This window comes from Myxococcus faecalis, from assembly GCF_050039385.1.
Classification (GTDB): Bacteria; Myxococcota; Myxococcia; order Myxococcales; family Myxococcaceae; genus Myxococcus; species Myxococcus fulvus.
Map to the genome: position 1 here is coordinate 9,635,683 of NZ_CP144336.1, position 13,394 is coordinate 9,649,076.

The 13,394-nt window shown below is 69.7% G+C and carries 11 protein-coding genes; 5 read left to right on the plus strand and 6 right to left on the minus strand.

Annotated elements, in window-relative coordinates:
* Positions 1-23: 23 nt before the first annotated feature.
* Entirely contained in the window at positions 24-1,232 is a 1,209-nt protein-coding gene (locus VZQ01_RS38805) for a type I restriction endonuclease (protein ID WP_426746145.1), read from the minus strand.
* A gap of 292 nt (positions 1,233-1,524) precedes the next feature.
* On the opposite strand from VZQ01_RS38805, the gene VZQ01_RS38810 reads away from it, so the two are divergent.
* Positions 1,525-2,682, plus strand: a complete 1,158-nt coding sequence (locus VZQ01_RS38810) for a fatty acid desaturase family protein (protein WP_223747335.1) — start codon at positions 1,525-1,527, stop codon at positions 2,680-2,682.
* 7 nt (positions 2,683-2,689) lie between these two features.
* Here the strand turns inward: VZQ01_RS38810 and VZQ01_RS38815 are convergent, their stop codons facing one another.
* On the minus strand, positions 2,690-3,190 hold the full coding sequence (locus VZQ01_RS38815; RefSeq protein WP_141323456.1) for a hypothetical protein: 501 nt from the start codon (positions 3,188-3,190) through the stop codon (positions 2,690-2,692).
* A 128-nt stretch (positions 3,191-3,318) separates the two neighbouring features.
* Here VZQ01_RS38815 and def point away from each other — a divergent pair, with 128 nt between their 5' ends.
* The 3 genes from def to VZQ01_RS38830 all read left to right on the plus strand — a co-directional run bounded on the left by def (position 3,319) and on the right by VZQ01_RS38830 (position 5,619).
* Entirely contained in the window at positions 3,319-3,933 is a 615-nt protein-coding gene (gene def / locus VZQ01_RS38820; RefSeq protein WP_223747336.1) for a peptide deformylase, read from the plus strand.
* A gap of 118 nt (positions 3,934-4,051) precedes the next feature.
* Positions 4,052-4,696, plus strand: coding sequence for a glutathione S-transferase family protein (locus tag VZQ01_RS38825; RefSeq protein WP_223747337.1), 645 nt, complete (start codon positions 4,052-4,054; stop codon positions 4,694-4,696).
* Between the two features lie 74 nt (positions 4,697-4,770).
* Positions 4,771-5,619 (plus strand): MBL fold metallo-hydrolase, encoded by an 849-nt coding sequence (locus VZQ01_RS38830; RefSeq protein WP_267700705.1) that lies wholly within the window; start codon positions 4,771-4,773, stop codon positions 5,617-5,619.
* A 232-nt stretch (positions 5,620-5,851) separates the two neighbouring features.
* On the opposite strand, the gene VZQ01_RS38835 is transcribed toward VZQ01_RS38830, so the two are convergent.
* Complete coding sequence (locus tag VZQ01_RS38835; protein ID WP_426746146.1) at positions 5,852-6,445, minus strand: HD domain-containing protein; 594 nt, start codon at positions 6,443-6,445, stop codon at positions 5,852-5,854.
* A 183-nt stretch (positions 6,446-6,628) separates the two neighbouring features.
* Here VZQ01_RS38835 and VZQ01_RS38840 point away from each other — a divergent pair, with 183 nt between their 5' ends.
* Positions 6,629-8,830 (plus strand): MltF family protein, encoded by a 2,202-nt coding sequence (locus VZQ01_RS38840; protein WP_426746147.1) that lies wholly within the window; start codon positions 6,629-6,631, stop codon positions 8,828-8,830.
* A 16-nt stretch (positions 8,831-8,846) separates the two neighbouring features.
* On the opposite strand, the gene VZQ01_RS38845 is transcribed toward VZQ01_RS38840, so the two are convergent.
* The 3 genes from VZQ01_RS38845 to VZQ01_RS38855 are packed head-to-tail and all read right to left on the minus strand — an operon-like array spanning position 8,847 to position 13,363.
* Positions 8,847-9,563 (minus strand): hypothetical protein, encoded by a 717-nt coding sequence (locus VZQ01_RS38845; protein ID WP_426746148.1) that lies wholly within the window; start codon positions 9,561-9,563, stop codon positions 8,847-8,849.
* 9 nt (positions 9,564-9,572) lie between these two features.
* A complete protein-coding gene (locus VZQ01_RS38850) occupies positions 9,573-11,135 on the minus strand; it encodes a DUF4139 domain-containing protein (RefSeq protein ID WP_426746149.1) in 1,563 nt (520 codons plus the stop codon).
* A complete protein-coding gene (locus tag VZQ01_RS38855) occupies positions 11,135-13,363 on the minus strand; it encodes a DUF4139 domain-containing protein (protein WP_426746150.1) in 2,229 nt (742 codons plus the stop codon). Before VZQ01_RS38855 ends, VZQ01_RS38850 begins: the two co-directional genes overlap by 1 nt.
* Positions 13,364-13,394: the final 31 nt, after the last annotated feature.

The window sequence follows — 13,394 nt, forward strand, 5'->3', positions numbered from 1 at the left end:
AGTGGGGCGGGTTCCTGAGTAGGTCAAACTGACGTCGCGTTCTCGGAGGAGCCACCATCGGCGTTACCGCTGCTCTGCCTCCTGGCTTCCTCCTCGTAGGCGACGAGCACCAGCGTCCGGAGCTTCTCGATGTCGCCAGACGCGTTGAAGTAGATGCGGCTCCTACCGATGCCGTCCGGCGCCGCCTCCACCTCGAACCCTGGGGCGAGCATCGCCGCCTGTTCCGCGGGTAGCCGGGTGACGAGCGATTTCTTCTTCCCGTTGGTGAAGGCCCGGATGAACCAGGACGTCACCTTGCCCAGGTTGATGCCGAAGTAGGTGGTCGAGTCCTTGTAACTGATGGACTGCCTGAGCGCGGATTCGGCGCACTGCTTCTGGACGATTCGGAAGATCTCCAGTTCGAGCTCCGTGGTCTCGATCTGTGGCACCACTGGCCCATCCGCGACCTCTGCCGTTCGCTGCAGCGCCTCCGCGGGACTCGGCGCGGCGGCACTGGGGGCGTTGGGCTGGGCGATCTCCTGCTGGATCGACTTCGTCATCATGTCCAGGAGCGTGGTCTGGATGGACTTCTTCACGATGGGGACGAAGCGCTCGACCACGTTGCGTGTGACGCGCCCGGAAACCAGCTCGACCTCCGCCAGCAGGAACCGAACGAAGCTCTCGGAGGGGTTGCGCAGCAGCTCGTTGATGAGCGCCGTGACCTTGCCGACGAAGATGATCTCCTCTGCGTGTCCCTGGATGGACGTCGCATCGAAGAACTCCTTCGTGAAGGGGCGAAGCAGGTCGACATCCCGATCGGTGAAGTTGAGGACGTTGAACTCCATGAACGGAGTCGCATCCATCATGTTGGAGGACTGGAGGTCGGTGAAGAACCGGTAGCGCGTTCCATTTGTCACGACGCCGATGCGCACGGACGGCGTGGCGTTGAAATAGCGCGCCAGTTGTCCGTCGTGGTCCTCGGGAGTTGCGTCCGCGGCCTTGCACTCGATGAAGAGCGCGGGTTGCCCCTTCAGGTGCAGCGCATAGTCCACCTTCTCCATGACGCCGCCGCGCTTCTTGGCGAAGTCCGCGACGTACTCCGGCTGCGTCTCCGTGGGATCGTAGATGTCGTAACCCAGCGCTTGGATGAACGGGAGGATGAGAGCCTGCTTCGTGGCCTCCTCCCCCTTGATGAACGCCTGCCGCTTACGAACCTGCTCGGACAGCAGTCGCAAATCTTCGCCAAGGCCCATGTCGTTCCCCCACTTCGTGCACGGCGCACCGCCGCATCCCTTACACGCTAACGCATGGCGCGAATCACTCAAACACCTCTCGGTATCGGCTGTTTGAGCAAGGTCAAGGCAGACCCTGTGTCACGCTTTGACCCTACTACCGTGGTGGTATTGCATCTGGCATTGGGTTCGCTCGCGGTGTGCTCTGCCTTCGTCGCCGGACGGAAGCGCTTCCCGTCCCACGCTTGGGCGGCTACCCTTGACGCGCTGCTTCCGCCCCTGGACCTACATCCTCCCCCGAGGAGCTTCACGCATGTCGTCGTCTCTGCCCCCCGCCTTCAACATCGCCTCCGTGGACGTGGAGGGCTTCCACCGGGACCTGAAGGCACTGCGCGCGGAGCTCGACGCCAATCTGGGCGAAGCGGATGCGAAGCATCTCCGCAAGATCGAGCGCTGGGGCCGCATCGGCACGCTGCTGGGCATCGCCACCTGCTGGATCGCCCCGAACCCGTTCAGCGCCGCCGCGCTCAGTGTGGGCCGCTCGACGCGCTGGCTCCTCATGCATCACGTGGGACACCGCGGCTATGACCGCGTCCCCGGGCTCCCCGCGTCCCGTACCGGCAAGGGCTTCGCCAAGGGCGCACGTCGCTATCTCGATTGGCTCGACTGGATGCTCCCGGATGCCTGGGTGTTCGAGCACAACGTCCTCCACCACTCGTACACCGGTGAGGAGTCGGACCCCGATCTCCTCGAGCGCAACGCGGAGGGCACGCTGCGCAACCCGGCCCGGCCACTGTTCCTGCGCTACGTCCAGCTCACCCTCCTGGCCCTCACCTGGCGCGCCTCGTACTACGCCCCCGAGACGCTCAGCGCCCTGCGCCGCAAGGGCCGTCGCGATGGTGGCTCGCTCTCCGGCGCCGAGTGGAAGGAACTGCTGCTGCGCTGCTACCTCCCGTACGCCGCCGTCCAGTTCGTCCTCTTCCCGGCCCTGTTCCTCATCATCGGTCCCTGGGCGGCGTTCAGCGCGTTCTGCAACTCGCTGATGGCGGACGTGCTCACCAGCGTCCACACGTTCCTCGTCGTCGGCCCCAACCACACCGGCGAGGACCTGTACCGCTTCGACACGTCCCCTGCGAACAAGGGCGAGCGCTACGTCCAGCAGGTCATCGGCAGCGCGAACTACCGCACCGGCGGAGACCTCAATGACTTCGCCCACCTCTGGCTGAACTACCAGATCGAACACCACATCTGGCCCGACCTGCCGATGCTCAAGTACCGCGAGGCCCAGCCCAAGGTCCTCGCGCTCTGCCAGAAGTACGGCATCCCCTACGTCCAGGAGAGCGTCTGGACCCGCGTCCGGAAGATGGTGGACGTCGTCGTGGGCAAGCGCTCCATGCGCAAGCTCACCCCGCGCGAGAGCGCGGAGACCGCTCCGGTCGCCCCCGAGTCACTCCAGGCTCACGTGGCGTGACTCCAGCTCAGCTCGGCGACGCGCGACGCTGGCGGGGCGGCATGGCCCGCGTCAGCGTCTTCTCCGCCGTGCCACCGTTGTCCTCACGGCGCAGGACCTCCGCATCCACCACCCGCGCACCATCGGCGGAGACCGGCGGCCCGAGCGTCACCACGAGCACCCGGTAGGACTCCTCCAGCCGCTTGTGCAGCTTGATGAAGTTCACCTGCGCCGTGCCCGGCATGTCCTCGGTGTACGTGAAGTACCAGCGCAGCTCGTCCAGGTGCGTGTAGTACCGGTCCACCACCGCCTGCTCCTGCTCGGGCAGGTGGATGAGCTGCTCGAAGGCCCCCTCCGCGTACCGCGAGGCGATGGTCTCCAGTAGCGGCTCCCGGCTGCGCAAACGCGAGAAGAGCGCGAACATCTCGTCGCGCCTTGCTTCCAACCGGCGCATGATTCCAGCCGCGTCCATCGCAATCAGGTTGCGGACACGCGCGGCGATCTCATCGGCCTTCTTGCGACGAGCCATGGGACCGCAGCCTAACCTCTGCTCACAAGCCAGGCCAATGGGGGGCGAACAGCGTGGCCTGACAGACGAATCGCGGGCCGCCGTTTTTCGGCGGCAGGGGACTCCAGTTCGCCTGCTACGCTCGTCGCATGGTGCTCAAGATCGTCCAGGCGGGAGAGCCGGTACTTCGTCAACAGGCGCGAGACCTGACGCCCGAGGAGATTGGCAGTCCGGAGATTCAGCGGCTCATCGTGTTGATGCGCGACACGATGCGAGACGCCCCGGGCGTGGGGCTCGCGGCGCCCCAGGTCGGCGTGGGCCTTCGGCTGGTCGTCATCGAGGACCGCGCGGAGTACCAGGCCGGCGTGGCACCCGCGGACCTCGCGGCGCGCGAGCGGCAGCCGGTGCCCTTCCATGTGCTCATCAACCCGAAGCTGACGGTGGAGGACGCGACCCCCGCCGAGTTCCACGAGGGCTGCCTCAGCGTGACGGGCTTCGCGGCGCTCGTGGCCCGAGCACGTGGCGTACGCGTGGAGGCGCTGGACGAGCAGGGCCGCCCCGTGACGATTCGCGCCTCGGGCTGGTACGCCCGCATCCTCCAGCACGAGCTGGACCACCTCGACGGTACGCTCTACGTCGACCGGATGGCCACTCGCAGCTTCACGACGGGGGAGAACCATCGTCGCCACTGGGCCGGGCGCTCCACCGCCGAGGTGCGGTCCGCGCTCCGGATTGCCTCCGACACCGACGCGTCCTCGGCCTGAGGAGCACAGCTTCGACAGTCCCCCAGCGGTACAGCGCGAAGTCGAGCCCTCCTCGCGTTGTACCCGGGGAGGGGAGCGCCTACGGTGACCTCCGTCAAACCCTGACGGGGGTACACCGATGACTGTCGCGAACGAAGACCTCACCCGGCCCATCCTGATTGGCCGCTCGAGTTCTCACTTCACCCGCATCGCGCGCATCTTCGCGGCGGAGCTGGGCGTCGCCTACGACTTCCACATCCTGCGCGACATCATGTCGCCCAATCTCCAGGATTACGGCGGCAATCCCGCGCTCAAGATTCCCGTGCTGCGCACGGCCCGAGGCTCGTGGTTCGGTACGCTCAATGTCTGTCGCGAGCTGCGGCGCCACTCCACCCACAAGGCACGCGTGCTGTGGCCCGAGGACCTGACCGAGTCCCTGTCCGCCAACATGCAGGAGCTGGTCCTCCAGACCATGGCCACGGAGGTGACGATCGTCATGTCCAAGGTGGGGGGCGGGGCCCAGTCCGGGGCTCACCACGACAAGCTGCGCACGAGCCTGCTCAACATGATGGCGTGGCTGGAGCAGAACGTGGACGCCGCGCTCGCCGAGCTCCCCTCGGAGCGAAGCGTGAGCTTCCTCGAGGTCTCCCTCTATTGCCTCGTGATGCACCTGTCGTTCCGCGAGGTGCTGGACACCACTCCCTACGCGGCGCTCACCGCGTTCTGTCAGCGCTTCGGCCAGCGCGCCTCGTGCGTCGAGACGACCTTCCGCTTCGACACCTGAGCACTCGCGTCATGCCCGGGGCCTGCCGTGCCCCGGGTTGCGACGTGACACGAGTCGCGCGATAAGCGACGGCGATGATCACCGAGGTCCAGGCAGGTCCCTATACCGTCCGAGGCATCTCCGTCGGCGGTGTCTACACCTCCCTCCAGGTGCCCGAGCTCGACGTGGTGCTCGACGTCGGCATCCCCATCCGCTCGTTCGCCGGGTGCGATCGCATCTTCCTCAGCCATGCGCACCCGGACCACGCCAGCGCGCTCGGGGCGCTGCTCGGCATCCGCCGGTTGATGGGGAAGGGCGCTCCGCAGCTCTTCATCCCCGCCGAAATCGAGGCGCCCGTCCACGAGGCCCTCCAGGTCCTCTCCCGGCTCCATCACACGTCGATGGAGGTGACCACCGTCCCCATGCGGCACGGAGATGCGCAGCCCCTGGGGCAGGGGCTCCACGTGCGCGCCTTCCGCACGCATCACCCCGTGCCTTCGCTCGGCTATCAGTTCTTCCGCCGCGCGACGAAGCTCCGCCCCGAGTTCCTCGCGCTGCCGCCTCAGGAGATCGCCCAGCGCCGCAAGGCCGGTGAGGACCTCTTCACGCAGGTGGACCACCTGGAGCTCGCGTACGCGACGGACACGCTCTCGCGCATCCTGGAGACCGAGCCGACCTTGTTCGACTCGCGCGTGCTCGTCATCGAGTGCACCTTCGTCGACCCGAAGCGCTCCGTGCAGGACGCGCGAGATCGCGCGCACCTCCACCTCGACGAACTCCTCGCCCAGGCTGACCGCTTCCGCAACGAGGCCCTCGTGCTCATGCACTTCAGCCAGGCGCTCGGGCCGCAGGAGGTGCACGCCCTCGTTCGTGAGCGGTTGCCGCCCACCCTCGCGGAGCGCGTCCGCATCTTCGCGCCCGAGTCGGGCCGCTGGTTCGGTTGAGCGCCCGGCTTCGCCTGGAGCCCGTCTCGACTTCTCCTCGCGGCTGTATCGGGTCCGCTGCCTCGCGAGTCCGTCGCCGAGCGTCCACAGCCCTTCCGCGAGACCGTTGAGCCAGCGCGCAGGTCCACTTCAGCTCCCGCCGTGCTTACCTCGCCCGACGAGGAGGTGTCCCGCCCGAGATCCACGGAGTCGCGAGGGTGGTGAGGACGGGGCATCCATTCGGGTTGCCGCGTCAGTCCGGCCGCAGTGCCGCCAGCTCCGCGAGCACCGCGCGCAGCTCGGGCGCCTCCAGCACCTTCTCCACCGACGCGAAGAATTCGGACAGGTCTCCCGCGCCCTGGTGCTCGTAGACGCAGGCCTGCAGCCCCATCTCCAGTCGGTCCACCTGCCGCACGAGCCGCGCCTCGAACGACGTGCCCTGCTCGTACTCATCCCAGAGCGCCAGGTACTCCGCGCCGCGCGGCAGCTTGCCCACGAGCTGCTCCATGGCCCGCCGCTCCAGCGCGTGCTTGTCCTCACGCCCCACGCCGTCGTGCGGCGTCAGGTCTCCCACGTACGCCTCACCCAGGTCATGCAGCAGCGCGATGCGCACCGCTCGACCCGCGTCCGCCTCCGGGAAGTGGCTGTCCGCGATGAACAGGCACAGCAGCGCCACGAAGAGCGAGTGCTCGGCCACGCTCTCGCAGCGCTCGGCTGGAATCCCCACCCGCAGCCAGCCTTGCCGGAAGAGCTGCTTCAAGTGGTTCAGCTCGAAGTACGTCTCGATGAGCGGGAGCGTCTTGCGTCCTCGCAACAGGGCCACGGGCGGCGAGCTCTTCGTCTTCATGTCGCCCTCCACGGTACACCGGCCCGCGTCCGTACTCCGGGTGGGTCGCCGTCCCAGGTCCGGGAACCCTCCGTGTGCGTCTTCGCTGGGCCCACGTGCGTTCACCCGTCACCTCGGGTAGAGGGGAGGCGAGGGGAGCGTGTCCACGCATCCGGACATGGCTCCGAGGAGGGGGAAGCACCCATGGAGTCGTCTCGTTGGTTCGTCGCCGCGCTGCTCGTGTGTGTCGTCGCCTGCAAGCAGGAGCCTCCCGCGCCCCCGCCGGCGCCCGTGGCCGCGCCCGTCATCACGGAGCCCGAAGACCTGCCGTTCCCCGAGACACCCCTGCCGCTCGTCGCCGAAGCCGCGCCGCCCGACGCCGAGCCCGCGAAGCCTCCCGAGCCCCCGTTCACCGGTGACCTCCCGGCCCTGCGCAAGCGCGGCGTCCTGCGCATCCTCGTGGAGACCACCGATGAGAGCTCCCTGCCTCGCCAGGGCACGCCCCGCTCGCAGGACCGCGAGCTGCTGGAGCGCTTCGCCGAGAAGCACGGCGTGTCCGTCGAGCTCATCGCCGTGGAGCGCTTCGACCAGCTCATCCCCCTGCTGAAAGAGGGACGCGGGGACATCATCGCCGCCGACCTCACCGTCACCCCGGAGCGCTCCCGCGAGCTGTCCTTCACCCGCCCCATTGCCCTGGTCAACGAGGTGCTCGTCGGCAAGAAGGGCGCCACGGACCTGCCGCGCAAGCCCCAGGACCTCGCGGGCCGCGCCGTGCACGTGCGCGCCAGCTCCACCTTCGCCACGTCCCTCGCCGCGCTCGCGAAAGCCCAGGCCCCGGGCCTCACCGTCCATCCCGAGCCCGAGAGCCTCGACTCCGAGGAGCTCGTGTGGAAGGTCTCTCGCGGCGAGCTGCCCCTCACCGTGGTCGACAGCCACCTGCTCGCGGCCATCCAGACCTACAACCCGGACGTCGAGGCGCTCTTCCCCGTCGCGGAGAAGCGCGCCCTCGCCTGGGCCGTGCGGCTGGAGAACCCCCTGCTGCGCACCGCGCTGGACGCCTTCCTCGTCGAGCGCGCCCTCACCGACCACCGCGAGCAGCGCTTCACCGGAGACCTCGACGGCATCCGCAAGCGCGGCGTGCTCCGCGTCCTCACGCGCAACAGCCCCGTCACGTACTTCCTCCACCGCGGCGAACAGGCGGGCTTCGACTACCAGATGGCGAAGCTCGCCGCGGACGCGCTCAAGGTGCGCCTGGAGGTCGTCGTTCCGGACACGTACGAGGAGCTGCTCACGTGGCTCAAGGAAGGCCGGGGCGACGTCATCGCCGCCGCGCTCACCGTCACACCCGAGCGCCAGCGCGAGGTCGCCTTCAGTCGCCCGTATCTCTTCGTGGAGGAGGTCCTCGTGCAGCGGGTCGGCTCGCCGCGTCCCGCGTCCCTCGCGGACCTGAAGGGCCAGTCCATCCACGTGCGTCGCACGTCCAGCCACTTCTCCAATCTGAGCACCCTCGCGACCCAGCACGGGTTCACTGTCGTCGAGGAGCCCGAGGACCAGGACACCGAGACGCTCATCGACCGCGTGGCGCGCGGCGAGATTCCCTTCACCGTCACGGACAGCCACATCCTCGCCGCCGAGCGCGTCTATCGCGAGGACGTGGAGGCCGCTTTGACGGTACCGGGGCAGGGCGCGCCCGCGGGCAAGGACGGACACCACGGCATCGCCTTCGCCGTGCGCCCTGGGAGCGTGAAGCTGCGCGCCTTCCTCGACGGCTTCGTGCAGAAGACCTACCGCGGCACCGAGTACAACCTGGCCCGCCGCCGCTACTTCGAGGGCCGCCGCGCCGAGGCCCCCGCGACCACCGAGGCGGCCGTGGCCGCGGGCACCATCTCCCCCTATGACCTGCTGGTGCGCTCGTACTCCTCGCGCTACGGCATGGACTGGCGGCTGATGGTTGCGCAGATGTTCCAGGAGAGCCGCTTCGACCCCACGGCGCGCAGCTGGGTGGGCGCGCAGGGCCTCTTCCAGGTCATGCCCGCCACGGGCCGCGAGCTGGGCTTCCGCAAGCTCGAAGACCCTGAGCAGGGCATCCACGCGGGCGTGAAGTACATGCACCAGCTCCTCGGCCGCATCGCCCCGGAGATTCCCTTCAAGCAGCGCCTGCGCTTCGCCCTGGCCTCCTACAACGCGGGTCTGGGCCACGTGCTGGACGCGCGCCGGCTCGCGCAGGAGCAGGGCCTGGACCCCAACCGCTGGTTCGGCAACGTGGAGAAGGCCATGCTCCTCCTGGAGAAGCCCAAGCACTACCGCCGCGCGCGACACGGTTACTGCCGGGGCTCGGAGCCCGTGAAGTACGTCTCCGAAATCCAGACGCGCTACGGCGCCTACGTGTCCGTCGTCCAGCACTGACGGACACGGGACGGAGTCACAGCCCCACGCCCACGTAGGCCGCGGCCCACGGGCCGCTGAGCGAGACGGAGAAGCTGTCCGGGCCCTTCACCGGGCTCACCTGGAAGTTCTTCGCCTGCGACACGAACTGCGTGTAGCCGACCTGCATCCGCGTGTGGAACCAGCGGTTGAGCTGGTACTGCAGCGCCGCGCCCGCGCCTCCGCCGAAGATCCACTTGCGCGAGCGCGCCTGGAAGTACCGGCCGTCGATGACCGGATCTCCGCCGCCCGTCCCCGGGATGTTCGCGGAGATGCGGCCGGTGGCGAGCGACACCTCCGACGCGGCGCCGAACAGGCTCACGCCCAGGCTCAGCGAGTCCGTGATCGACAAGCGCTTCTCCAGGCCCGGCCGCAGCGCCAGGACCTGGACGTCGTCACCCAGCAGGTACCAGTCCACGCCATTGGTCCACCACCAGTCCGTCCGACCGGAGCCGCGCACCATGTTGAAGTGGATTCCTCCGGCCAGTCGCACCGCGTTGGCCCGGGCGCCCACGGTGCGCACCTCGTTCCTCAGCCCGGGGATGTCCGTGGTCGGGTGCTGCATCCGCCCCCAGCCGCCGCCCACGTCCACGGCGACCTGGGGGATGCGCCGCTCCTGCTCGGGCTCCGGAGGAGGAGGCGGCGTGTCGGCGAAGGCCGGGGACACCGGCCCCCACGCCATGAGCAACCCGAGTCCATACAGGGACGTGCGCATGATGGACCTCTAGAGCCCCGCCACCTTCGCGGCGCTGCTCACCGTGTAGACCAACGTCAACTCCTGCTGAGAGCGCGGCGGCGCCGTCAGCTCGAAGCGGGCGATGCCCTCCGCGCTCACCTTCGTGGGCGCCGGGCGGGTGGTGTCCTTCTGGAGCGTCACCTCCACCGACTCCACCTCCGAGACGGGGATGCGCTCCTCCAGCGCCACCGCCGCGGGCTGGGCGCTCATGTTGGAGAGGAACATCTTCACGTGGTGCGTCTTCTGCTTGCGCCCCGACAGCCGGCTCGTCTCCTCCTGGATGTCCGTCAGTCGGGCGACGCGCAGCGAGTCCTCGCTGCCGAAGCCCAGGCGCACGCGCTCGCCCTTGCCCGTGAAGCGCAGCTGCGAGCGCCCCACGTAGCCGCTGGTCCGCACCAGGTCCACCGGCCCCGCGAGCAACACGGACGGGCCCACGTTGTCGAACCTCGCCACGCGGTGCACCAGCGGCGACAGCTCCGGGCACACCACCAGCTCCGATGCCGCGGGCGCGGTGAAGTGGAACAGGGGGATGCGGTGCGGCTCTCCGTCCGCGGGGATGTTGGCGCGGTGGGGCGCGGTGAGGGACAGCGCCTCGCCGCCGTCATCCATGCCTGGAAGGCCCTCGTCGCGTCGGGCACCGGCGCCCTCGCCCGTGTTCTGGATGACCTCCTCGCGCACCGAGACGTCCACCACCTGCTTCTCGCGCTCCGTCTTGTCGCGCAGGAAGAGCCAGTCCGACTCCAGCCGGGGCGGCGCCGCGCCCAGCGTGGGACGCGCCGTGGACAGCGCCAGCTCCACGTCCTTCCACTCCTCCTCGGTGCGCTGCCACACCACGGCCTCGCACTCCAGCCGCACCGTCGGGCCCTGGGTGCCCTGGGCCGGCTCCAGCGTCGCGCGGTACGCGGGGCGCCACGCCGCGCAGGGCACCAGGTAGGTGATGGACAGCAGCGCCGTGCCGCCCGCTGGGTGGCCCACCTCGAGCTCGGCGTGCACGTCCAGCTTCGTCTCGGACTTCTGCGTGTTCGACAGCGCGCCGCGGGCCTGCGCGAGCTGCTGTTGCAGGCGCTGCTCCTCCACGGCCGCCAGCCGCCGGGCCGAGTCCACGGCCTCCAGCGCCTCGCGCACGCTGTCGAGCTGCTGCTTCCACGTGTCGGGCTGCGCGACGCCTCCGCCGGACTGCTCGGAGATGGCGCGGTACACGTCCGCGTGGGCCGCGGTGAGCAGGCCGTGGCGCGTGTTCAGCCGCTCCCGGTCCGCGCGGGCCTGACGCTCCAGTCGCTCCAGGTCCGCGACGCGGCGGCTCAGCTCCGTGGCGTGCTCGCGCAGCGCCTCCGGAGGCTGGGCGCGCGTCACGCGGCGCACGCGGGCCTGGGACACGGTGCCTCCGGAGAGCTTCGCCTGGAGCGAGCGGTCCACCGCCAGCGGCGACAGGCCGGCGATGACCAGCCGCTGCGCTCCGGGGACCAGGGGGACTTCGCCGCGACGCTCGACGAGCGCGCGATCTTCCAGGACGGTGACCTTGACCACCGGCAGGGTGAGGGGCGTGCTCATCAGGTCCTCCGGTTTCCGCCGCCCAGCATCTTGCTGGCGGGAATCTTCACGGTCCACGTCGCCTTCAGGGTCTGCGCCTCACCGGGCTGGAGCACCACGCGCCAGGCCCGCTCGCCTTCCACGGGTGTCTCGCCCGGAAGCGGCGTGCGCTTCTGCCAGGGGGGCGCCGTCTCCGTCTCGTCCACCTTGATGTCCTTCTCGTAGCCGGTGGGCACGGCGGGCACGCGCTCGCAGACCTCCACGAGGATGCGGTTGGAGAGCCGGTTGGCCAGCTCCACCGACACGTGGTGCGTGAGCATCGTCGCGCCGCCGAAGATGCCGCCGGTGGCCTCGTCGAAGCGTGTGTTGCGCGCGACCTTGATGGACTCCTCCACGCCCAGGCCCAGGCGCTGGGTGGCTCCCGGAGGCATGGTGGGCAGGGGCGAGGTCATCAGGAACTCGTCGCCGAGCGTGACGTCCACGGGGCCCGCGAGCAGCGGGTAGGGCGTCCGGTTCTCCACGCGCACCGTGCGGAAGGCCCTGGGCTCCACGGAGGGGACGATGACGTACTCGGCGGACAGGCCCACGGGCACCGACAACACCGGCAACGTGTGCCAGGCCGAGTCCGAGGGCACGTCGACCCGCGACTCCAGGTCGAACTTCGCGTCGAAGTGCATCGCCGACTCGCGCGGCGGCACGGACCACGTGGGCAGGGGCAGATGCCGGAGGCTCGCCACCTGCTGCTCGCTCACGGCGATGAACGAGAGGACGTTCACCTGGATCTGCATGGCCTGCAGGGCGATGAGCTCCCGCGTGACGTGGGTGGGGCGCGAGCGCAGGCGGCCTCGGCCCTCCAGGTCATCGGCGGGAGTGAGCGTGAGCCGGTCGTAGTCCAGCAGGCTGTCGGAGGGCTCCAGGCGCGGCGCCGAGGAGAGGCGGTCCACGCTCGCGCCGCCACCTCCCATGGCCCCGTCGAGGTCCGCGAGGTCCATCGAGGCCATCGGCATGTCGTCGGAGTCGCCCGGCGCTTCGGCCAGGGCCTCTTCCTCCATGGGCGCCTGGTTCCTGGCGAAGCCGCCTCGCGAGCGCGACAGCTCTCGTTGGGGCGCGGCGGCGGGGCGGGGCGGGGCGGACGGAGCGGAGCCCGCCATGAGGCGCTTGGCCTTCGCCATGGATGGCGCGGAGCGCAGGGCGCCACCAGGGGCGCTGCGGAGCTTCTCCATTCCCGAGTCAGTGCTCTCGTGGTCCGCGACGTACGGCGCGGGCGCGGGGGGCGGAGGTGGCTCCATCGGCGGCGGCCTCGGCTTGGCGGGCGCCGGAGCGCGCCGGGCGTCGTAGCCCGCGAACAGCTCGTCGAGCCCCGGGGGCGGCTCACGCCAGCCCGAGCGCGGTGGCGGCGGCTGGCGACGGCCGATGCGCAGCGCCTTGAGCTCGGGAACCTCGGCCCGGCGGTCCAGGGCCGCGGTGGAGACGGACAGCTTCACGCCGGTCCAGTCCTCACCGGTGTTCTGGCTGACGGTGGCCCGCATGCGCAGCGTGCCTTCCTCCAGCGTGCGAGGCAGCCGCAAATCGTAGGTCGGGACCCAGAGCGCGCCGGGCACGGCGTACTCCAGCGCGATGAGCGCGGGCGTCTCGCGAGGCCAGGGGTTGCCGGACAGCGTGAGCACCGCGGCGCGGTATACGCGGGCGCGCTCGCCGCGGACGGACGAGGAGGCCTCGTGCAGGCGCTGACGTCGCAGGCGGACGTCGCTCTCCGCGTCGCGCAGCTCCCGCTCCAGGTCGAGCAGCCGCGCGTTCAGCGTGGCCAGCTCCGTGTCCACGAAGGACGTGAGCGCCAGCAGTGAGTCGAGGGGCGTCTGGTGGGGCGTGTAGCGGGCCTTCTTCTGCGGCGGGAAGGTGGGCTTGAGCTTGCCCACGGCCTGCAGCTCGCGCCGGGTGACCTCCAGGCGTGCCGTCACGTCCGAGACGCGCGAGAGGGCTTCCTCCAGGGCGCGGTGCTCCTGGGGGACGTCGACCTCGGGAGGGAGCTGGACATCGAAGGTGGGCCGGATGGCGCGGATGGTGAGGCCGGGCGGGCCCTGTCGCACCGCGGCCCGGAGCGTCCCGGTTCGCAGCGAGAGGGGAAGTCCGTTGAGCTGGATTTCATTGGGGACGCGGTCCTCCACCAGCTGGAGGGTGGCGATGCGCGTGCAAAGCGCCCCCTCCGCGTGAACGGTGACCGCATCCAACATGGATGGCACGACGAGCATGCGCCCCCTCGGCTCAGGTGAGGGCGCAAGG